Genomic DNA, 21,817 nt, shown 5'->3' on the forward strand with positions numbered 1-21,817 from the left:
GTGGCGCTCACTGTTCCGCTGCCCTTCCCTTCAACGCGAACAGGCCTTTCGGCCTACGCTGGATAAACAGCATGATGCCCACCAGCACCGCGATCTTGGCCAGCACCGCGCCGGCCCAGGGCTCCAGCATCTTGTTGACCAGTCCCAGCGTGAAGGCACCGATCATGGTGCCCGCCAAGCTGCCGACGCCGCCGAAGACCACCACCATGAAGCTGTCGATGATGTAGCCGGTGCCGAGGTTGGGCGAGACGTTGTCGATCTGGCTCAGCGCCACCCCCGCCATGCCGGCGATGCCAGAGCCGAAGGCGAAGGTCATGGCATCCACCCGCCCGGTGCGGATGCCCATGGTGGAGGCGATGCGGCGGTTCTGTACCACCGCGCGCATTTCCAGCCCGAAGCGCGTCAGGCGGATGGCGGCGAAGGTGAGGGCCAGCACGAGCAGCGAGAACAGGATGATCCACAGCCGGTTCTGCGTCACCTCGACGCCGCCAGGCAGCGTGACGATGCCCTGCATCCAGGCGGGCGAGCGTACCTCGCGGTTCTGCGCGCCGAAGAGCAGCCGCACCGCCTGCTGCAGGATCATGCCGACGCCGAAGGTCATCAGCAGCGTTTCCAGTGGCCGTCCATACAGGTGCCGGATCAGCCCCCGCTCCAGCGCCACGCCGATGGCGGCGGTGACCAGGAAGGCGGCGGGCACCGACAGCGGCAGGGACCAGGGCTGCAGCCAGGGGATGTCGCGAAAGGCCTCCTGCACCAGCACGGTGGTGTAGGCGCCAATCATCACCATCTCGCCATGCGCCATGTTGATGACGCCCATGACGCCGAAGGTGACGGCCAGACCCAGTGCCGCCAGCAGCAGCACGGAGCCGAGCGAGAGGCCCTGAAAGGCGTTCTCGGCGATGCGGCGCAACTGCAGCCGGCCGTCGATGGCGGCGACCGCCGCGTCGATCTCGGGCGCGAGGTCGGGGCTGGAGGCGCGCGCTTCCAGCAGCAGCCCGCGCGCCTCGGGCGAGGCGGTGCCGCCCAGCATCAGGATGCCCTGGCGGCGGACCGTGGTGTCCGGCGCGGCGAGGCGGGAGGCGGCCAGCGCCTGCTCCATCACCGTGCGGATTGCGGGATCGGGCTCGCGCGCCGCCGCATCCTCCAGCAGGGTGATGTTGTCGGGGCTGCGGGCGCGGAACAGCCCGGCCACGGCGGCGGCGCGGGTGGCGGGGTCAGGGGCGGCCAGCTCCAGCCGGCCGAAGGCGCCGCGCAGTGCACCGCGCACGCGGTTGTTGATGCGCACCGTCTCGGCCGCCGCCGGTGCCGGCGAACCGGTCAGGACATCGCGACCATCGATGGCGAGCCTGCCATCGGCGGATTTCTGCAGCCGTCCTTCAGCCAGCGCGCGCAGGACCGGCAAGGCGCGCGGGTCGCCCAGCGCGCCGAGGCGTTCCACCGCCTCCGCCTGGGTGCCGAAGCCGCCGGCCAAGCCACCCACGGCGCTGTCATAGCCCTCCTGCGCCCAGGCGGGTGCCGCGAGCAGCAGGAGCACCGCCAGCAGGCGAAGGAGGGGAGGCATCAGCCGCGGCGCCGGCTGGCGTTCTCGGGGATGAAGGGCGACCAGTTCTCGGCCTTGATCGCCGTCGGCGTCTTGTAGACGACGTCGAACTGCCCGTCGGCGCGGATCTCGCCGATCATCACGGGCTTGGACAGATGGTGGTTCTCGAACATCTGCTCCTCGTAGCCCGAAGGCGCCATCACCTTCTGGCCGTACATCGCCGTCCGCACCGCATCCACCGCCGTGGTCTTGGCCTGCTCCACCGCCTGCGCCCACATGGTGAAGCCGGTCCAGGTGGCCTCCATCGGGTCGTTGGTGACGCGCTTGTCGTTCTTGATGTAACCGGCCCACATCTTCTTGAAGGCGGTGTTGGCGGGGTTGTCCACGCTCATGAAGTAGTTCCACGCCGCCAGGTGGCCGACCAGCGGCTTGGCGTCGATGCCGGCCAGCTCCTCCTCGCCCACGCTGAAGGCGACGGAGGGGATGTCCTCGGCCTTGATGCCCTGGTTGCCCAGCTCGCGGTAGAAAGGCACGTTGGCGTCGCCGTTGATGGTGGACACGATGGCGGTCTTCTTGCCCTCGCCCGCGAAGCGCTTGACGCGGGACACGATGCCCTGCCAGTCGGAATGGCCGAAGGGGGTGTATTCCTCCATAATGTCGGCATCCGAAATGCCCTTGGAGTTCAGGTAGGCGCGCAGGATGCGGTTGGTGGTGCGCGGGTAGACGTAGTCGGTGCCCAGCAGCGCGATGCGCCTGGCCTCGCCGCCATCCTTGCCCATCAGGTATTCCACCGCCGGAATGGCCTGCTGGTTGGGCGCGGCGCCGGTGTAGAAGACGTTCCTCGACTGCTCCTCGCCCTCGTACTGCACGGGGTAGAACAGCAGGCCGTTCAGCTCCTCGAAGACCGGCAGCACCGACTTGCGGGACACCGAGGTCCAGCAGCCGAAGGTGACGTCCACCTTGTGCACCTGCAGCAGCTCGCGCGCTTTCTCCGCAAACAACGGCCAGTTGGAGGCGGGGTCCACCACCACGGCTTCCAGCTTGCGGCCCATGATGCCGCCCTTCTTGTTCTGCTCCTCCACCATCATCAGCACGGTGTCGCGCAGCGCGGTCTCGCTGATCGCCATGGTGCCGGACAAGGAATGCAGCACGCCGACCTTTATGGGGCCGCTGCCCTGGGCAAAGGCAGGGCGGATGGCAGGCATCGCCAGCAGGCTGGCGGCGGTGCCCAGCAGGGCGCGGCGGGAGACATGGGCGGTCATGGATGGCTCTCCGGGACAGGTGCCGGCAGTCTCGGGGCAAATGTTGCGCCTGCGGTATACGTCAAACGACGTAGGCCCGGCTTGCTTGACCCGCGGGCCGCGCCCGCCCCACTCTTGCTGCCCCAGGGGAGTCTTGCATGGCGACACGCCAGCGCATCATGCGCATCCGGCGCGACTACAACCGCTGGGTCGCCGACGAGACGATGGAAGACTACGCGCTGCGCTTCACCGCCACCAGCGCGCGTAAGTGGTCCGCTGCCCGCGTCGCCCACACCGCGCTGGGGTCGATCTCCTTTCTGGCGCTGGAAGCGATCGGCGCGGCGCTGACGGTGGCCTATGGCTTCACCACCAGCGTCGCCGCCATCCTGTTCGTATCGGCGCTGATCTTCCTGGCCAGCGTGCCGATCTGCCTGAATGCCGCGCGGGCGGGGGTGGATATCGACCTGCTGACCCGCGGCGCCGGCTTCGGCTACATCGGCTCCACCGTCACCTCGCTGATCTACGCCTCCTTCACCTTCATCTTCTTCGGCATCGAGGGGGTGATTCTGGCGGCGATGCTGGACAGCTTCTTCGGCGTGCCGCTGTGGCTCGGCTACATCATCTGCGCCGCCGTCGTGCTGCCCCTCGTCACCCACGGCATCACCTTTATTAGTCGCGTCCAGACCTGGACGCAGCCGGTGTGGCTGCTGCTGAACCTGGCCCCGCTGGTGGCGCTGGTGCTGGCCCATCCCGACTGGATCTCCGGCTGGACGCAATACGCGGGCACGCGCGGCACCGGCAGCTTCGACTGGCTGGCGTTCGGCGCCGCCACCTCCGTGCTGTTCGCGCTGATCACCCAGACCGGCGAGCAGGTGGACTACATCCGCTTTCTCCCCCCGCGCCAAACGCAGAAGCCCTGGGTGTGGTGGGGCGCGCTGCTGGCCGGCGGGCCCGGCTGGATCGCGTTCGACGTGCTGAAGCTGCTGGCGGGCTCCTTTCTCGCCTACGCCGCCCTGCAGGCCGGGCTGTCGCTGGCACAGGCGGTGCAGCCGGCCGAGATGTACCGCCTGGCCTTCGGCGCACTGATCGGATCGCCCGCGCTGGTGCTGGGGGTGACGGCCGCCTTTGTCGCGTTGTCGCAGATCAAGATCAACGTCACCAACGCCTATGCGGGCTCGCTGGCTTGGTCCAACTTCTTTTCGCGGCTGACGCACAGCCACCCCGGGCGTGTCGTTTGGCTGGTGTTCAACATCGCGGTGGCCCTGCTGCTGATGCAGCTCGGTGTTTACGAGACCATCGAGCAGGTGCTGCTGGTGTATTCCACCGTCGCCGCCGCATGGATGGGTGCGCTGGTCGCGGATCTCGCCCTCAACAAGCCTCTTGGGCTCAGCCCGCAGGGCATCGAGTTCAAGCGGGCGCATTTGTATGACATCAATCCGGTGGGCACCGGCGCCATGCTGCTCTCCGTTGCGGCGTCCTTTGCGGCCTGGTCGGGCGTGCTGGGGGCGGGGCCGCAGGCGATGTCCACCTTGATCGCCTTTGGCGTGGCCTTTGTTGCGGCGCCTGCCATCGCCTGGGCCACGGGCGGCCGCTACTACCTCGCGCGCAAGCCGCGCGCCGCGTGGCAAAGCCGGTCCACCCTGGCCTGCGTCATCTGCGAGCATGACTTCGAGCCGCAGGACATGGCCTATTGTCCGGTCTACACGGGGCCGATCTGCTCGCTCTGCTGCTCGCTTGACGCCCGATGCGGCGATGGCTGCAAGCCGCATGCCCGGCTGTCCGCGCAGATCGCGACGCCGCTGCGCGCCGTGCTGCCGGAACAGGTGATGCGCACGCTGGCCACGCCCGTCGGCTCGTTTTGCGTGGTGTTCCTGCTGTTCATGGCCACCATCGCCCTCGTCTTCCTGGGGATCCGCGCGCAAACCGGCGCCAGCCCGGCGCTGGACGCAGCCTTCTGGAAAGCCTTCTTCGTCTTGGTCGTGATCGGTGGCATCACCGCCTGGACGCTGGTGCTGGCCCGCCAAAGTCGGCTGGTGGCGCAGGAGGAGACGCGCCGCCAGACCAGCCTGCTGATGAGCGAGATCCGCGCCCATGGCCGCACCGACGCAGCGCTGCAAAAGGCCAAGGAGGCCGCCGAGCGCGCCAACCTGGCGAAAAGCCGCTACGTCATTGGCATCAGTCATGAGCTGCGCTCGCCACTCAATGCCATCCTCGGCTACGCGCAGCTGCTGGAGCGCGACGCCGCCATTCCGGAGCGCCGGCGCGACGGCATCCGCACCATCCGCCGCAGCGGCGAGCACCTGGGGGCGCTGATCGAGGGGTTGCTCGATATCTCCAAGATCGAGGCCGGACGGATCGAACTGTACCGGGACGAGGTGCGGCTGCCGGAGTTCCTGGATCAGCTGGTGCAGATGCTGCGGCTGCAGGCGGAGGCGAAGAGCATTGGCTTCACCTTTGACGCACCGCCACGATTGCCGGAGGTCGTACATACCGACGAGCGGCGGTTGCGGCAGATCCTGATCAACCTGCTGTCCAACGCCATCAAGTTCACCCGCGAGGGCAACGTGACCTTGCGACTGCGCTTCCGTTCCGAGGTCGCGGAGTTCGATATCGTCGACACCGGCATCGGCATTGCCGAAGCGGACCTCACGCGCATCTTCGAGCCGTTCCAGCGCGGCGCCAATTCGCAGGCCCCCTCCACCCCTGGCGTCGGCCTCGGACTGACCATCAGCAAGACGCTCACGGAGATCATGGGCGGCGAGATCTCGGTGCGCAGCACCCTGGGCCAGGGCAGCACCTTTCGTGTCCGGCTGCTGCTGTCCGGCAAGGGCAGCGCCGCCCCGGTGGTGGAACGACGCATCACCGGCCGCGCCGAGCCCACCCGCCCGCTGCGCGTGCTGGTGGCCGACGACGACCCCGACCACCGCGCCCTGGTCGCCGACTTGTTGCAGCCGCTCGGCTTCGACGTGCTGGTGGCCGCCGACGGCGCAGGCTGCCTGCGCATGGCTGCGGAGGCAGCGCCCGACCTGTTCCTGCTCGACATTGCCATGCCTGGCATGACCGGCTGGATGCTGGCCCGCCTGCTGCGCGAAGCCGGCCAGCGGGCACCGGTGGTCATGGTTTCGGCCAACGCGCTGGAACTCGCCCCACCCGCCGAGGGGCAGCATCATGACGACGTGCTGGCCAAGCCACTGTCGGTCGCAGCGTTGCTGGACAAGATCGGCACGTTGCTCGGCATCGAATGGACCTTTGCGGAGCCGGCGGTCCCCGCCGCTGCCGCGCGCCTGACCCCGGCCCAGGCCGTGGGCCTTCGGCAGCTTGCGGCGATCGGCTACGTCGGTGGCATCCGCGAGCGGCTCGACGCGCTGGAGGCGGAGGCACCGGAGGCAGCGCCGGCCATCGCGGAGTTGCGGGCGCATGTTTCGGCTTTCCGGCTCGATGCCTTTGTCGCCGCCCTGCCGGAGGAGCCGGCGTGAGCGAGCGCCGCGACATCGTGCTGGTGGTGGACGATGCCCCAGGCACGCTGGGCCTGCTGAACGACACGCTGGAAGGCGCCGGCTACATGGTGCTGGTGGCGCAATCCGCCGCCGCCGCCGTGACCGTGACCGAGCGCATCGTCCCCGACATCGTGCTGATGGATGCGGTGATGCCGGGCATGGATGGCTTTGAAGCGTGCCGTCGCATGAAGCGCGACGTGCGCCTGCTGTCCGTCCCCGTCATTTTCATGACAGGGCTGACCGAAAGCGAGGACGTGCTGCGCGGCTTCGATGCTGGCGGCGTCGACTACGTGATCAAGCCTGTTGCGCCCGGTGAGGTGCTGGCGCGCATCAGTGCCCATCTGGCCAATGCCCGTGTCACGCGCAGCGCGCACGCGGCGCTCGACGTCGCCGGCCGCTTTCTGCTGGCCACGGACCGGGAGGGCTGCGTCCTTTGGACCACGCCGCAGGCCGCCGCCCTGCTGCGCGCTGCCGGCCCAGGCGGTGAGGGAGACGTCGTGCTGCGCCTGCCGGGCTGGACGCCACTGGCCGAGCACGAGATGCCCCGGCTGCCGCCCGTGACCCTGCCCGACGGCCATCGTATCGAATTTCAGCACGTCGGGCAGATTGGCCCGGATGAGCTGCTGCTTCGCGTCACGACCAGCGACCCAGGGCGTGAGGAAGGCTTGTTGCGCGAACGCCTCGGCCTGACTGCCCGCGAGGCGGAGGTTCTTCTGTGGCTGGGCCGAGGCAAGTCAAACCGTGACATCGCCGATATCCTGGTGCTCAGCCCGCGTACGGTGAACAAGCATCTGGAGGGGGTATTTGCAAAGCTGGGCGTGGAAAACCGCGCCTCGGCCGCCGCCTTGGCGGTGCGGGTGCTGGGCGGAGGCTAAGAACGGTCATTCGTGAGGGCAGTCAACCTCAATTTATGCGGGTGGCGCGCCTCCGCTTAAATGATTGCCTTGCAATTCCAATATCCGGAACTCTTCCTTGAAGCAGAAAAAGCTATTGCTAAAAGCGTATTAAGTATTGCGCTTGTCTCCAAGCAAAGATGCACCAGCAATGTGTTCGTCCGCTGCTAGCCTTTTTGCCACGCAGTCGGTCTATGAATATCAGGGCGCGGAATGGCCCCTTTTTGGACAGCTTTTCTAAGGCGGTATGGAAACGAAAAAGATAGAACTTAAGACAACACTTTACAGTTGAAGGCATAGCAATCGTCCAAATGTTCTCCGGACGCAGAACGTGTTAATTTGGAAGTTGTTCTAGGCCTGCTGTCAGTTGAGCGGCCCGCCTGACCATGAGCAGGCAAAGGCAACGAGGTGGAGATCGGCAGGGGGGGGGGCTGGCTTAGCGCTCATAGTCCTTCACCAGCCGTCGGAACCGTGGCGCCTAGGCGAAGGATCGCTCAACAACCCAGCGCTGCGGCAGCAGCACGAAGCCGCGCTTGGCTTTCGGCAGTTTCACGACCTCCAACGCGATGCCGTATGACCTAGCGGCTTCGTTGGCCCGCTCGCTGGTACAGCTCTGGTCGACATAGGCCGGTTGGATGGTCTGCCCGGTGGAAGCCTGCACCGCCTGCGCCAAGCGCCCAACCTTAGCGCGGTCATCCGCGCTGGCGGGCATCATGTGCAACGCCAGTAGATGGCCCAGCGTGTCAAGCGCCAGATGCAGCTTCAACCCCTTCTCGCGCTTGGCCCCGTCATACCCGGCGCGGGTGCCGCTTTCCGGTAATGAGCGCAGCGTGCCGTTGTTGAGGATGGCAGCGCTGGGCTTCACTGTCCGTCCGGCTGACTGCCGCAGCACCGCCCTAAGATCTTTCGCCAGGGCTTGGAAGTAACCTGCTGCCGGCCAGCGTTGGGCTTGCTGATAAACGGCAGCCCAAGGCGGCGGGCCGTTTGGCATCCAGTGCCAGGGCGCGCCGGTCTTGATAACGTAACGCAGGCCGTTGAACACTTTGCGCAAGCTGTGCTCGCTTTGCCCTATCACCTTGGGCAGCAATGTCAGGTAAGGCGCGACCAGCGCCCATTCTTCATCCGGAGCATCAGATGGGTAGGGCTTGCGGGTACTTATAACCTGCCACCTGATCGTTGCCGACCGGCAGATCCATAACAGCCTCTAATTCAAAATAATGGATCCTGATTAGGAGCTTAAAACAGTGCCTGAAGGGTAGCATTCAATGCACCCTTCAAGAATGTTCGTTGAATTTATCGATGTTGGACTGTTTTCCGTTTTGACCTCCCATGCCAAGGCGGTGTCGCCCGTATTTTTCCGGACCCTCTGTCCGGCGAACATTCTGCGCAACGTTCAACTCTCCAGAAGCCAGACCGAGAAGTTATCGCCAGCATCGGTCCACATGCCGGTTACTTGCCAGCCAGCGGCCGCCGCTAGGCCACGCATGTGCTCCGGATGATACTTATGGCTGCTCTCGGTATGGATGCTCTCCCCGGCACGGAAATGGAAAACACGGCCTGCCATCCGCACGGACTGGGCATGCTGCGCTACCAGATGCATCTCGATCCGACTGGCCACCGCGTTCCAGCGCGCTTCATGGCGGAAGCCGGACACATCGAAATCTGCACCTGCCTCACGGTTGAGGCGGGCCAACAAATTTAGGTTGAACGCCGCCGTCACACCGGCTGCGTCATCGTAGGCTGCCCGTAATACAGGGATTTCTTTGACAAGATCAGCACCTAGCAGCATCCGGGCCCCGGTCCGCAGGCTGGTACGGGCGCGGCGCAGGAAGGCAATGGCGTCGGCAGGCTCGAAGTTTCCGATGGTAGAGCCTGGAAAGAAGCCAAGATGTGTGGTGCTGCCTTCCGCCCGCCCGGCGAGATCGAAAGGCTGGGTGAAATCAGCTACCACCGGTTGCACCCTCAACGCCGGAAAGGCCGTCTTGACACGAGCCGCAGCGGCGGCCAGCCATTCCGGTGCGATATCCACAGGCAGGTAGACGACAGGGCTGTCCAGCTGTTGCAGAAGCTGCACGGCCTTGGCGCCGTCGCCTGGGCCGAACTCCACCACCGCCGCGCCAGGTCCGATGGCGCGCGCAATCTCCGGCCCGCATTGTTCGAGGATCGCGACTTCGGTTCGTGTCGGATAGTATTCCGGAAGATTGGTGATGGCTTCGAAGAGGCGCGTCCCCTCGGCATCGTAGAGCCACTTGCACGGCAAGGTCTTGCGCTCGGCAGACAAGCCCGTCAGCGCATCGGCCACCAACGCGGCCCGCTGAGCCTCGGCCGGGTTTTGGGACAGCGCGCCGCTCATGCCGCGTCCTCTGCAAGCCGCAGCGTGCTGAACTGCCAACGCGCGCCGGCTGTGAAAAAATTACGGTAGCTCGGCCGCGTATGCCCCGGTGGTGTCGCGAGCGAGCCCCCGCGCAGTACCATTTGATTGATCATGAACTTGCCATTGTATTCGCCTACTGCCCCAGGCCAGGGGCGGAACCCGGGATAGGGACGGTAGGCGCTGCCGGTCCACTGCCAGCCGATGCGATCCGCATCGGCGAAGCCGGGCAGGGCGGCGGCCGCTTCCCACTCCTGCTCGGTCGGCAGGCGCTTGCCCGCCCATCGGGCGAAGGCGTCAGCCTCGTACCATGAGATGTGGCAGACCGGCTGATCCGGCTCGACCGCGCGCAGGCCGCCAAGTCCGAACTGCATCCAATTGCCGTCGCGCTTCTCCCAATAGAGTGGTGCGTTCCACTCCTCGGCCTGGCACATCGCCCAGCCCTCGCTCATCCACAACAGCGGCTCGCGGTAGCCGCCATCGCTCATGAAGGCCAACCATTCGCCGTTGGTCACCAAGCTATCGGAAATACGGTAAGGCGAGAGAAAGGTTTGATGCCGCGGCCCCTCGTTATCAAAGGCGAAGCCGTGCCCGCCGTGGCCAATCTCCGCCACGCCCCGTGGACCATCGAGCATCCGGGAGGAACCGGTCGAAATTGGCGGCTGCCATGCCACGTCATAGGCTGGCCGCAGCGGATTGGCGCTGAGAAGGTGCAGGATGTCTGTCAATAGCAATTCCTGATGCTGTTCCTCATGCTGCAAGCCAAGTTCAAGCAATGCGGGAACCTGCGACGGTGGATTGCGCAGCAGGGCCACCATCGCTTCATCCACGGCAGCGCGATAGTCCGCCACTTCATCGCAAGACGGGCGTGTCACCATGCCACGCATCGTACGGGCATGACGTGGCCCCGCTGCTTCGTAGTAGGAGTTGAACAGGAACGCATACTCCTCCCGCACGCGGCGATAGCCGGGAAGGAAGGGTAGCAACAGGAAGGTCTCGAAAAACCAAGTGGTATGCGCCCGGTGCCATTTGGCGGGGCTGGCATCCGGCATGGACTGCACAACTTGGTCTTCGGGCGACAGCGGCGCAGTCAGCGCATCTGTCCTGGCTCGAACATCGTGGTAGCGGGCCGTCAACGCGTCCGCGCCGGCCCCGCCTACCTGACGGTGGATGACATTCATGGCGTCACTCTCCCAGGATTGCGTTCGGATCGGCTGGCCGAGCGACGAGCCGTCTTGCGATGGACATGGGACATCAAATCCCTGCGGCAAGTCCGATAGCTCAGCATCCCTGGTAAACTCCGGTGCCGAGGATGTCGCAATAGTCGGACAGCAGCATGAACCATAGCGACATTCCAGCTACTGCTTGCCGGTACCAGGATACTACCAATTCGTAACCTGAGCAGGCCTTGTCGGACGTCGGCGCTGCATTCGTTTTATGACAAGCCTGTTAAGCGGACATCGCCTGCCTCAAACACGGTGGTCGGTGGGAGTGCTTTGCGACGACGGACCAAGCACACAGCCGTTGAATCGAAGACTGATAGATGAAGAAGTGGAAGGCAGCCGCAAATACAAACCTGCCTTTGTTAAGTTCAGTACAGAAATTCAGAGCATCAAGACAAGTTGCCCTTATTAACCCACGCCTCCCGTTGGCTGAAGTCGTTTTCGGGGACATGTCCTACTGTATCGTAGCCGGGTGGTTTGGTTCCCAACTGCTTGCTTGGCCAGTAAAGGCCGACGATGGCATCGATGCCAGTGCCCCTATAGCTCCACCTACGCTTCGGCTGCCGTCGTCCGCAGCGTAGCCAGGATTTGGTTCATCAGATCCTGTGCAGCGGGCGATAGCAACTGGTCCCGCCGTCGCAGCAACCCGATGCGGCGCATCAGCGCGGGCCCGGTCAGCGGTACGGCTGCGATGCCGGCACCCGCCGGGCCTGCGATAGCCGAAGCCGGCAGCGCAGTGAGACCTGCCCCGGCCGCGACCAGCGCCACGGCGGTCGACAGGTGGCGAACCTCGATCCGCCACGGGGCGGCAACGTGGGCCCGCTGCAAGGCAGCTTCGATGATCCGGCGATTTTCACTCAATGGACCGATCGAGATCAACGGCTCCGTGGCGAGTTCGCTCCAGTCCACAGCACGGCGTCGGGCCAGACGATGGCCGCGTGGGCAGACCAGATAAAAGGGCTCCTCCAGCAACGGGATGCTCTCGACATCCCAGTGCTCCGGTCCGAGAGCCGCCAGGGCGAAGTCCAGCCGTCCGTCTTGCAGCATGGCGCGGATCTCGGCGGCCGAGAGATCATAGATCAGGACCTCGCCACCCTGCCAATGGCGGCGGTGCCGCGCCAGCAGTGGACCGAGGTATCGCACCGCCAACGTCGGCAGGCAGCCAATGGCCAGTGGCCGCGCTTCCGCCTGCCCTCCGGCACGACGCATGGCATGGCTAAGTTGCGCCATGGCCGCCTGCGCCTCCGGCAGCAGGGCGCTGCCGCAGGCGCTGAGCCGGATGGGGCGGGAGCGGCGCAGCAGAAGGTCCTGGCCGATGATCCGCTCCAGCCGCTGCAGCCGCCGGGTCAAGGCAGGCTGACTGATGCCAAGCCGCGCCGCCGCTCGTTGAAACGAGCCGAGATCGGCCACGGCGATGAAGGCTTCGAGCCCGGGCAGGTCGAGATGCATGCGGCGATGATGCGCCTCCTGCATCGAACAGTCACCTCATTGCATTGGACGCATCCGTGCGGGCTGGGCGTCATGATGCCCAGGGAGAAACGAATGATGCCAGATACCGTGGTCGACACGCGGTCGCTGCAAGACTGGGTAGGTCGCAGCGAGGTCGCGGAGGACGAGGCCGCATTGCCGATCGTGTGGCGCCTCGCCGCATTGCTGGACCGCGATGCGATGGCGCTGCAACGCGGTGCCCCGCTGCCGGAGGGCTGGCACGCGGTGTTCTTCGGGCCGCTGACGCCACAGTCGCAGCTCGGCCCGGACGGTCACCCCCGCAAAGGCGACTTCCTGCCGCCGGTGCCGCTGCCGCGGCGCATGTTCGCGGGACGGCGCCTCAACTTCACGGCACCGCTACCGATCGGCGCCGCGCTGCGCCGCACCTCCACCATCGCCGCCATCACCCCGAAGACCGGACGGAGCGGGCAGATGGTGTTCGTGCGCGTCGAGCACCGCATCGAGGCCGATGGCGTGCCCGTGGTGCTGGAGGAGCAGGACATCGTCTACCGTGAGGAGGCGACGGCCGGCGTATCCGCCGGTTCCGCCGCGGCGCCCGAGCCGCTGCCGCCGCCCCTGGCCACCGAGCCCTACGCACCCGACACCGTGACCCTGTTCCGCTATTCCGCCGTCACCTTCAACGGCCATCGCATCCATTACGACCTTCCCTACACCCAGTGCGAGGAGCACTACCCCGCGTTGATCGTCAATGGCGGGCTGACGGCGCTGAAGCTCTGCGAGCTGGCCAAGCGGCACCTGCCGGGCGGGCGCATCGCGCGCCTGTCGGTGCGCAACGTGCGCCCGTTCTTTGTCGGCCGTGCCGGGCTGCTGCACTGCGCCGCCGGACCCGACGGCGCGCTGCGCCTCTGGGCACTGGACGAGACCGGCCAGCCCGTCGCGGAAGCCGAGGCCGGTGGGGTGGCGGCATGAGCGCCCGTAGCCAGGGTGGCCCGCTGCGCGGCATCCGGGTGCTGGACGCGACCGGGGTCATCGTCGGTCCCACCGCGACGCTGATGCTCGCCGAACAGGGTGCCGACGTGATCAAGGTGGAGCCGCCGGAGGGCGACATGATGCGCCGGCTCGGTGGACGCGCGCCGGCCAATGCGCCGGGAATGGCACCGAAGTTCCTGCACTTCAATCGCAACAAGCGGTCCATCGTGCTCGACCTCAAGACACCGGCCGGTCAGGCGGTGATGCGCCGACTGGCCGCCACGTCGGACGTATTCATCAGCAACATGCGCGCACGCGCGCTGGTCTCGCTGGGGCTGGACGCCGCGAGCATGGCGGCCCTGAACCGGCGCATGATCCACTGCACCATCTCGGGCTTCGCCAGTGGTGGCCCGTATGACGGCGCGCCGGCCTACGACACCATCATCCAGGGCCTTTCCGGCGTGGCCGACTGCTTTCGCCGGCAGGCGGGCGAGCCGCGCTTCGCACCCTTCGTGCTGACAGACCACATCGTCGGCATCATAGCGGCGCAGGCCATCTGCGCCGCGCTCGTGGGCCGCGGCACTGACGGGCCGGGCCAGGCGATCGAGGTGCCGATGTTCGAGAACGCGGCGGCGTTCGTGCTGTCCGAGCATCTTGGCCAGCGTACCTACGGCCCTGGCGGCAGCTTTGGCGATCCGCGCATCATGACGCCGGATGCCCGGCCGCTGCCGACGCGCGATGGGTATATCTGTGTTTCCGCCAACACGGACGCGCAGGCACGTGGCTTTTTCGACGCCATCGGCCGGCCGGAGCTGAAGGCGGATCCGCGCTTCGGCAGCGTCGCCGCGCGGCTGGAAAACGTGGCGGATTACTTCCGCCTGCGGGCGGAAGCGATGATGGCCCGCACCACGGAGGAATGGCTGCCCCTGCTGCGCCAGCACGACGTGCCGGCGATGCGGGCGCATACCCTGGACAGCCTGCTGGACGACCCGCAGCTGCGTGGCTCCGGCACGCTGGTCGAGGAGGAGGACATGCAAATTGGAGAGGAACCGATGCTCGGCCTGCGCCATGCCAACCGCTATTCCGGGAGCGGTACCGCCCCGCCCCGCCTGGCTCCCAGGCTCGACGAGCACGCGGAGGAGATCCTGTCCGAGCTGGGCTTCTCGGCTGAGGAACGGGCCGGGTTGCGGAATGCGGGGGTGATGTCATGAGGCGCCGCCATATCCTGGCCGCGACGGCCGGCCTTGCCCTGCCCGCCATCGCCGCCCGCGCGGCGGCGCCCTGGCCGTCCCAGCCGCTGCGGCTGATCGTCCCCTTTCCACCCGGCGCGGCCAACGACACGCTCGGCCGGGCCATCGCGGAGCAGCTCACCCAGCGGCTGGGACAAACGGTGATAGTGGAAAATCGCGCCGGTGCCGGGGGCGCCGTGGGCTCGGAAGCCGTGGCTCGGGCAGCGCCCGACGGATACACCTTGCTGCTGGGCCATATCGGCACGCTGGCGGTGAATCCGGCGATGTATCCGAACCTGCCCTACAACGTGCAGCGGGACTTCGCACCCGTGGCCATGATCGCGCTGGTGCCCAACGTCCTGGTTGCTTATCCCAAGCTGCCGTTCACGGACATCCAGGGGCTGGTGACGCATGCCCGCGCCAACCCGGGGCAGCTGCGTTATTGCTCCGCCGGCAATGGCAGCGCGGGGCACATCGTGATGCTGGCCTTTCTGAATGCCCTGGGTCTGGAAATGGAGCACGTCCCCTATCGCGGTCTCGGCCCCGCGCTGACCGACCTCATGGCCGGGCGGGTGGATGTGACCCTGGGGGGGGCGCCGACCGTGGGGCCGCTGGTGCAGCAGGGCGTGCTGCGTGCGCTGGCGGTTTCCTCCGACAAGCGGGTCGGCAGCCTTCCGAACATCCCGACCGTGGCGGAGACGGTGTCCCCCGGCTTCAACGTCGTGCCCTGGTACGGCATTGCGGCGCCGGCTGGCACGCCGGCGCCGATCGTCCTGCGGCTGAACGCCGAGATCAACGCCAGCCTCAACAGCGCCAGCGTCAAGGAACGGCTGGAGCAGGAGGGCGCGGTGCCGGCGCCAATGTCTCCGGAACAGTTCGCCGGCTTGATCGGGACCGAGCTGAAACGCTGGGACAAGCTGATCCGAGACGCTGGCGTGACGGCCAACTAAGGCGGCCGGTGTCAGTCGCGGACGACGCCGGCGGCACGCAATTGCGACAAGGCCGCTTCTCCCAGTAGCGGGGATAGGATCTCATCGTTGTGCTCGCCGAGCTTCGGCGCAGGGCGGGCCAGGACGCCGGGCGTGGCGGACAACCGCGGCACCATGCCGTGCATGGGGATGAAGCCGCCGGGCATGTCCGCGTCCGGCACCTCGATCAGCGCCTCGCGTTCGGCGACGTAGGGGTCCTGCAACAGGTCGGCGGCGTCCATGATGGGGCCGATGGTGACACCCGCCTTGTCGAAATGCGCAAGCACCTCCGCCTTGTCCCGCGCGGCGATGAAGCCGGCCACGATGCCGTCCAGCTCCTGCCAGTTGCGCAGCCGGTCGGGGTTGGTGCGAAAGCGCGGGTCGTCAATCAGATCTGCGCGGCCGATGGAGCGCAACAGCTTTTCCGTCATGCCCTGGGTGGAGGAAGACAGGCAGACCCAGCCGCCGTCCTGGCAGCGATAGGCGTTGCGCGGCGCGGTGTTGGTGCTGCGGCTGCCGGTGCGCTGCTTGGTGCGGCCGGTGAGCCGGTAATTGGCCGCCTGCGGGTCCATCACCGCCAGCATCGGATCGATCAGCGACAAATCTAGCACCTGGCCCCGGCCGGTCAGTTCGGCATGCCGTAGCGCGATGGTGGCGGAGGCCGCGCCGTAGATACCGGCGTAGCAATCACCCATGAACATCGGCGGCAGCACCGGCTCGCGGTCGGCGAAGCCGTTGACCGCTGCGAAGCCGGAATAGCCTTCGACCAGCGTGCCGAAGCCGGGCTTGTGGCGGAACGGCCCGTCCTGCCCCCAGCCACTGATACGCACGATGATGAGCGCGGGGTTGATGGCGTGCAGCACCTCCGGCGCCAGCCCCATCTGCTCCAGCACACCGGGGCGGAAGCTTTCCGTCAGCAGGGCGGCATCCTTCACCAGGGCGCGCACCACCGCCTGGCCTTCCGGGTTGCGCAGGTCCAGGCAGATGCTCTTCTTGTTGCGGCACCAGCTCTTCCAGGACGTCTCGACGCCCTGCACCTTCCAGGCGCGCAGGGTATCGCCCTCCGGCGGTTCCACCTTCACCACCTCGGCGCCGTGGTCGGCCAGCACCATGCTCAGCGTGTTGCCGGCCACCAGCCGCGCGAGGTCCAGCACCCGCACCCCATGCAGGGGCCCCCGCGCCGTGGGGTCGAAGTTCTTGCGGTGGAGGGGGGACGGCGGCAGCGAGTCCATGCTCAGTCGATCCGGATCTTGGCGGTGGTGGCCACTTGCTTCCACCGCGCGATGTCCTGCTTCAGGAAGCTATCGAACTCCGCCGGGGTGCGGGGGGATGGCTCGGCGCCCTCGCTGCGCAGATACTGCGCCAGACGGCCCTCGCCCAGCGCCTCGTTCGCCGCGGCGTTCAGCTTCTCCACGATATCGCGCGGGGTGCCACGCCGTGCCAGCAGGCCCCACCAGATCTCGGCATTGTAGTCGATGCCGCTTTCCTTCGGCGTCGGCGCCTGCGGGCCGGTCGCGGGGCGCGCTTCGGAGGTCCAGCCCAGGATCTTGACGCTCGCATCGCGCACCAGCCCGGCGGCGGAGGGCACGGTGGTGAAAAGCAACTGGATGGTGCCAGCCACGAGGTCAGTGGTCGCGGGCCCCATGCCGCGATAGGGGATGTGCACCAGTTGCAGCCCGCCCGCCTGCTGCGCGAAGAGCTCCGCCGACAACTGGTTGATGCTGCCCGGACCGGCGGAGCCGTAGTCCACCTTGCCGGGATTGGCGCGGATGTAGGTGATGGCCTCGGCCAGCGTGTTGGCAGGAAAGGACTTGGTGGCCAGCACCAGTAGCGGCGCGGTGGCCGCCAGGGCAACTCCTTCCAGGTCGGCCACCGGGTCGTAGGGCGTGGTCTGCGTGGCGGCGCTGGTGGAAAACGTGGAGGAGGTGACCAGCAGCGTGTAGCCATCCGGCGCCGCGCGGGCGACCTCGGCGGTGCCGAGGGTGCTGCCGGCACCGGGGCGGTTTTCCACCACGAAGGGCTGGCCCAGCCGGCGCTGCAGGTGGTCGGCCAGCGGCCGCGCCACGGCGTCGTTGGAGCCGCCCGGCGTGAAGGGAACCACGATGCGCACGCTGCGCGCCGGCCAGGCGGCCTGCGCCCGCGCCACGGCGGGCAGCACCAGCGGCGCGGCCAGCGCACCGCCCAGCAGGCCACGCCTGCCAATCTCGAAAGTCATGGTCGTTTCCTTGGTTATCGTGGCTCAGGCGGCGGGCGCGAGGCCAAGCCGCTCGGCCAGCGCCAGCACCGCCCGGGCGCTGGCGGCGAAAGGGGCATCCACCATCTGCCCGTCCACCGTGTAGGCACCCACGCCTGCCGCTTCCGCCGCCGTCGCGGCCGCGACGACCCGCGCGGCGCGGGCGATCTCCTGCGGCGAGGGTTGGAAGGCGGCGTTGACCACCGCGATCTGGCTGGGATGGATGCAGGACTTGCCGGCGAAGCCCAGGCGACGGGAGGCTTCCGCCTCTGCCTGGCAGCGCTCGGGCGAGGCGATCGCGGCCAGCGCGCCGTCAAAGGCCGGAACGCGTGCCTCGGCCGCCGCCAGCCGGACCTGCAGCCGCACTTGGTGCAAGGCCACCTCGTCATCGCGCGCGATGCCGAAAGGCTCGAACAGGTCTCCGTAGCCAATCTGCAGCCCCGCCACGCGCGGGTCGGCGCAGGCGATCTCGGCCGCGAGCCGTAGGCCGCGTGGCGTCTCGATATTGACCAGAATGGCTGAGGGCGCCGCGCCGGCGGCGGCCTCCGCGCGCGCGATCTCGGCGATGGCCTCGCGGAGCATGGCGGGAGACTCGACCATCGGAAGGTTGATGGCATCGAGGCCTGGACCCACCAGGGCCGCCACGTCCTCGGCGAAGTGCGGCGTGCCGTGCGCGTTGATGCGCACGATGGCAAGCTTGCCGGGCAAGCCGGTACGGAGGGCAGCGGCAACATGCGACCGGGCCTCGGCCTTGCGCTCCGGCGCCACGGAGTCCTCGAGGTCGTAGCTCAGAGCATCGGCCGCCGATGCGGCACCCTTGGCGAAGAGCTCGGGCCGCGTGCCCGGCAGGAACAGCTTGCTGCGCATGGCGTCGAGAGAAATGCGGCTGGTGCGCATGCAGGCGTCCTTCCCGGTGCGGCGCTGTATCGCGCCTTGATCGGACGACAGGGTGCCGTGCTCGGTCGATCTTGTATAATGTAATGATGGCATCGATTGATGAGGATTATGCATGCACTTGCCGATGGATGACGTGCAGGCCTTCGTCTTGGTCGCCGAGCTGGGCAGCTTCACGCGTGCTGCCCAGCGGCTGGCGATCACCCAAACAGGGCTGACGCGGCGCATCCAACGGCTCGAAGGCTTTGTCGGTCTGGCGTTGCTGGACCGCACCACCCGCCGCACGACCCTGACCACCGCGGGGCGGGAGTTCCTGCCCCTGGCCCAGCGCGTGGTGGAGGACCTGACGCGCGGGCTTGAGCGGTTGCGGACCACGGCCCGCCTCAGTGCCGGCGATGTGACTCTGGCGACCATGCCGGCCGTTGCCTACCAGCGCCTGCCGCCCGTGCTGTCTGCTTATGCACGCCAGTTCCCCGGCAACCGGGTGATGCTGCTGGAACGCTCAGGCGTGCTGGTGACCGAGGCAGTGCGCCACGGCGCCGCCGAATTCGGCATCCACATCACGCAGGAGCCGCGGGAAGACCTGCAGGAGGATTTGCTGTCCACCGACCCGCTGGTGTTGGTTTGCCACCCCACACATGCATTGGCCAACCGCGCGGCCATTACATGGGCGGAGTTGCGGGACTGGGACCTGATCACCCTGGGCGGCAGCAGCGGCAACCGCGCGCCGGTGGAGGCGCAGCTGACACGCGCCGGGCTGCCGATCCGCGGCCGCTTCGTGGTAGAAAACACGCCGAGCGCCCTGGCGCTGGCCGCCACGGGTGCGGCAGTGGCCATCCTGCCCTCCGCCATCGGGCGCGGGATGCTGCCGGGTGGACTGGTGGAGGTGCCGCTACAGGCCCCGGTTCTGCATCGACAGCTGAGCCTCGTGCGCCGCCGCGGCGAAGCCCTGACGCCAGCTGCGGCGGCCCTCTACGATATGTTGCTGAAGACAACCTTGGCGGCCGGGATGTAGCAAAGGCACAAGGCCCAGCTCGGCTTATCTCTTGAGGCGGCAGCAAAACGAAGTCGTTTATCAGAGCACCATACCGGACGCACTGTACCAGGACAGCGGATCGTATCGCAGATGGCGCCTTGCGCAGCACAAGATTGGCAGTCGAAGGAGTCGGCGCGCTGAATCGCTCCCGTCCACGCTTGTGAAGTCAGACAACGCGTTCCTTGAGCGCGACTGTTCCATGCTGTTATCCGAAGCCGCTGCTATAACTGAGCCAACAACGGTCCTCCGGCTCGGGGACTGACGAACGCGCCGGTATCGGCAACTTATGCAGAGGACACAGCGGGGCAGGGTGTTAACGGTAGATGTTGCCTGTCTCGAGGGTCTGCTCCGCTGGTGCGACGGGTAGGCAGAGGTGGCATTCCAGACCTTCCGGATGGAAAGCCAGCTTCAGGGTGCCATCCAGGTCCTGCACGATGCCCTGCTCCAACAATCGCAATCCAAAGCCCTGATGTGTTGGTGACGTCGCCGGCGGTCCGCCGCGCTCCCTCCATACGAGGTGCAGAAGCCGGGTCCCACTGCCGGCGATGTTGAGGTTCCAGGACACATCGACTTGGCCATCCGCAACAGACAACGCGCCGTACTTGGCCGCGTTGGTAGCAAGCTCATGAAAGGCGAGGCCCAACATCTCCGCAGCCCGGGCAGGCAGCCAAACCAGCGGACCTTTCAGGTTGCCACGCTCGCCGTCACCATACGGCAGCAACGCCCGCTCCACGACCTCGGTCAGAGCAGCGCCATGCCATTGGTTGCGGGTCAGCAATTCATGCGACAGCGCCAGAGCATTGAGCCGGGCGTCCAGGATCACCTGCGTCTCCGTAGAAACACCCCCTCGACGCAAGGTATGCAGCACGACCGCCTGCATGGTGGAGAAGGCATTCTTCACGCGATGGCCCATCTCGGCGAGCAACAGTTCACGATGCTCGGCTTCCGTGCGCACTGCCGTACTATCGCGGAAAACGCTCAGAAAGCCTCGTGGCCGGCCATCGCCGTCCAGCATTGGTGTCGTCGAGCCACTGGCCCAGAATCGACTGCCATCCCGTTTGATCTGCCATCGTTCGTTCTGCGCGTAGCCTTCCTCGATAGCCCATCGCAGTTCCTCTAGGAATAGGCCACGATCTCTGTCCTCGGGTAGGAACAGGATATCGCCGGACCGACCCAACAACTCATCATCGGCATAGCCCAGGAGAGCAGATGCACCTGCGTTCCAACGCAGGATCTTTCCACTTAAATTCAGCGCAATCAGCGCGTGGTCCTTTACCCTGACCAGATCCTCCGCCTGATTAAGTGACTTCCGAAGTTCGCTGTTCTCACGTTCCAGCTGCTTGATGCGATCCTGAGCGGTAGTGTGCCGCTGCTGATCCAACAGCCTTTCTAGTCTCGCCTCGCGTCCTTGTCCTGCGGACCATATGGGCTCGGACATTCTGGCCTCCACCTCTCATGCAAAAGACAGTTCATGTTCGAACACGCGGGCTGACAGCTCTTCGTGCCGATAGCATCGATATCGAAGCGCACCGGCTGGCCAACCCGAAGCAATTCCGCTTGCTTCCAGGCTTCCGAAATGATTCCCAGCATAGCTTTGTAGACAGACGATTCAGCCTGATGCGCATCCCGCCTGACAGCACGTGTTGTCTCGTTCAGGATCTGCCATCTTTGGTACGTCGGGCCCCCTCGCGGACAAACAGGCTTATCATTTCCTTGTTGAAGGCTGGGATGTCATCGGGCTTACGACTGGAGACAAGGTTGCCGTCCACCACCGCTTCCTGGTCGACCCATTCCGCGCCGGCGTTCTCAAGGTCCGTCTGGAGTGAGGGCCAGGAGGTAAGCCGCCGCCCTCGCAACCTGCCCGTCTCGATCAAGGTCCAGGGCCCGTGGCAAATCGTGGCCACTGGCTTGCCGCTGTCCAGAAAGGCCTGGACGAAATGGACAGCACCTTCGTTGATCCGCAACGTGTCGGGATTGATAACGCCGCCGGGTAACAGGAGGGCGTCAAACTCCCCGGGGTGTGCCTCAGACAAAGTCATATCGACAGGAAACTCTTCCCCCCAATCCGTGAAGTTCCATACACGGACACGCCCCTCCTTGGGCGAGACGATGCTGGTCTTCGCCCCTGCCTCATTCAGCGCCTTGCGCGGCTCGGACATCTCGACCTGCTCGAAGCCGTCTGTGACAAGGATTGCGACATTCATTCGGCCAAGGCTCGCAGCAGCCATATCCATGTCTCCTTATAAGGTTGGATTGCTTACGCTGGGCTTTTCC

Annotated in this window: 16 protein-coding genes and 1 pseudogene; 6 read left to right on the top strand and 11 right to left on the bottom strand. The window is 66.4% G+C overall.

Annotation, left to right across the window (positions count from 1 at the left end):
* Positions 1-7 precede the first annotated feature (7 nt).
* Together urtB and urtA are read right to left on the bottom strand one after the other, a co-directional pair.
* Positions 8-1,561, bottom strand: a complete 1,554-nt coding sequence (gene urtB, locus IAI59_RS18340) for an urea ABC transporter permease subunit UrtB (RefSeq protein ID WP_207415823.1) — start codon at positions 1,559-1,561, stop codon at positions 8-10.
* On the bottom strand, positions 1,561-2,802 hold the full coding sequence (urtA, locus tag IAI59_RS18345) for an urea ABC transporter substrate-binding protein (RefSeq protein ID WP_207415824.1): 1,242 nt from the start codon (positions 2,800-2,802) through the stop codon (positions 1,561-1,563). The genes urtB and urtA overlap by 1 nt, the downstream gene beginning before the upstream one ends.
* Positions 2,803-2,939: 137 nt before the next feature.
* Here urtA and IAI59_RS18350 point away from each other — a divergent pair, with 137 nt between their 5' ends.
* Together IAI59_RS18350 and IAI59_RS18355 are read left to right on the top strand one after the other, a co-directional pair.
* Positions 2,940-6,257, top strand: coding sequence for a hybrid sensor histidine kinase/response regulator (locus tag IAI59_RS18350; RefSeq protein ID WP_207415825.1), 3,318 nt, complete (start codon positions 2,940-2,942; stop codon positions 6,255-6,257).
* A complete protein-coding gene (locus IAI59_RS18355) occupies positions 6,254-7,153 on the top strand; it encodes a response regulator transcription factor (RefSeq protein ID WP_207415826.1) in 900 nt (299 codons plus the stop codon). Before IAI59_RS18350 ends, IAI59_RS18355 begins: the two co-directional genes overlap by 4 nt.
* 352 nt (positions 7,154-7,505) lie before the next feature.
* Here the strand turns inward: IAI59_RS18355 and IAI59_RS18360 are convergent.
* The 4 genes and pseudogenes from IAI59_RS18360 to IAI59_RS18370 form a co-directional block, all read right to left on the bottom strand.
* Positions 7,506-8,330 (bottom strand): annotated as a pseudogene (locus tag IAI59_RS18360) (IS5 family transposase).
* A 234-nt stretch (positions 8,331-8,564) separates the two neighbouring features.
* Positions 8,565-9,524, bottom strand: a complete 960-nt coding sequence (egtD, locus tag IAI59_RS23145) for an L-histidine N(alpha)-methyltransferase (RefSeq protein ID WP_207415827.1) — start codon at positions 9,522-9,524, stop codon at positions 8,565-8,567.
* Positions 9,521-10,723, bottom strand: coding sequence for an ergothioneine biosynthesis protein EgtB (egtB, locus tag IAI59_RS23150; RefSeq protein ID WP_207415828.1), 1,203 nt, complete (start codon positions 10,721-10,723; stop codon positions 9,521-9,523). The genes egtD and egtB overlap by 4 nt, the downstream gene beginning before the upstream one ends.
* Before the next feature lie 591 nt (positions 10,724-11,314).
* Entirely contained in the window at positions 11,315-12,238 is a 924-nt protein-coding gene (locus IAI59_RS18370) for a LysR family transcriptional regulator (RefSeq protein ID WP_207415829.1), read from the bottom strand.
* Between the two features lie 69 nt (positions 12,239-12,307).
* On the opposite strand from IAI59_RS18370, the gene IAI59_RS18375 reads away from it, so the two are divergent.
* Genes IAI59_RS18375 through IAI59_RS18385 form a run of 3 tightly spaced genes read left to right on the top strand, consistent with a single transcriptional unit; the run spans position 12,308 to position 15,362 of the window.
* Positions 12,308-13,183, top strand: coding sequence for an HTD2 family dehydratase (locus IAI59_RS18375; protein WP_207415830.1), 876 nt, complete (start codon positions 12,308-12,310; stop codon positions 13,181-13,183).
* A complete protein-coding gene (locus tag IAI59_RS18380; protein ID WP_207415831.1) occupies positions 13,180-14,394 on the top strand; it encodes a CaiB/BaiF CoA transferase family protein in 1,215 nt (404 codons plus the stop codon). Before IAI59_RS18375 ends, IAI59_RS18380 begins: the two co-directional genes overlap by 4 nt.
* Entirely contained in the window at positions 14,391-15,362 is a 972-nt protein-coding gene (locus IAI59_RS18385) for a Bug family tripartite tricarboxylate transporter substrate binding protein (RefSeq protein ID WP_207415832.1), read from the top strand. Before IAI59_RS18380 ends, IAI59_RS18385 begins: the two co-directional genes overlap by 4 nt.
* 11 nt (positions 15,363-15,373) lie before the next feature.
* On the opposite strand, the gene IAI59_RS18390 is transcribed toward IAI59_RS18385, so the two are convergent.
* Genes IAI59_RS18390 through IAI59_RS18400 form a run of 3 tightly spaced genes read right to left on the bottom strand, consistent with a single transcriptional unit; the run spans position 15,374 to position 18,510 of the window.
* A complete protein-coding gene (locus IAI59_RS18390; RefSeq protein ID WP_207415833.1) occupies positions 15,374-16,612 on the bottom strand; it encodes a CaiB/BaiF CoA transferase family protein in 1,239 nt (412 codons plus the stop codon).
* A 2-nt stretch (positions 16,613-16,614) separates the two neighbouring features.
* Positions 16,615-17,595, bottom strand: coding sequence for a Bug family tripartite tricarboxylate transporter substrate binding protein (locus tag IAI59_RS18395; protein WP_207415834.1), 981 nt, complete (start codon positions 17,593-17,595; stop codon positions 16,615-16,617).
* A 24-nt stretch (positions 17,596-17,619) separates the two neighbouring features.
* Entirely contained in the window at positions 17,620-18,510 is an 891-nt protein-coding gene (locus IAI59_RS18400; protein ID WP_207415835.1) for an HpcH/HpaI aldolase/citrate lyase family protein, read from the bottom strand.
* A 112-nt stretch (positions 18,511-18,622) separates the two neighbouring features.
* Here IAI59_RS18400 and IAI59_RS18405 point away from each other — a divergent pair, with 112 nt between their 5' ends.
* The gene (locus IAI59_RS18405) at positions 18,623-19,522 is read left to right on the top strand and encodes a LysR family transcriptional regulator (RefSeq protein ID WP_207415836.1); all 900 of its coding nucleotides are present in this window, start codon (positions 18,623-18,625) and stop codon (positions 19,520-19,522) included.
* A gap of 334 nt (positions 19,523-19,856) precedes the next feature.
* On the opposite strand, the gene IAI59_RS18410 is transcribed toward IAI59_RS18405, so the two are convergent.
* Positions 19,857-20,924, bottom strand: a complete 1,068-nt coding sequence (locus IAI59_RS18410; protein ID WP_237180487.1) for an HWE histidine kinase domain-containing protein — start codon at positions 20,922-20,924, stop codon at positions 19,857-19,859.
* Positions 20,925-21,195: 271 nt separating this feature from the next.
* Positions 21,196-21,771: a type 1 glutamine amidotransferase domain-containing protein gene (locus IAI59_RS18415; RefSeq protein ID WP_207443868.1), complete on the bottom strand. Its 576-nt coding sequence runs from the start codon at positions 21,769-21,771 to the stop codon at positions 21,196-21,198.
* Positions 21,772-21,817 lie beyond the last annotated feature (46 nt).

The sequence above is a fragment of the Roseomonas haemaphysalidis genome (assembly GCF_017355405.1).
In the GTDB taxonomy this organism is placed as follows: Bacteria; Pseudomonadota; Alphaproteobacteria; order Acetobacterales; family Acetobacteraceae; genus Pseudoroseomonas; species Pseudoroseomonas haemaphysalidis.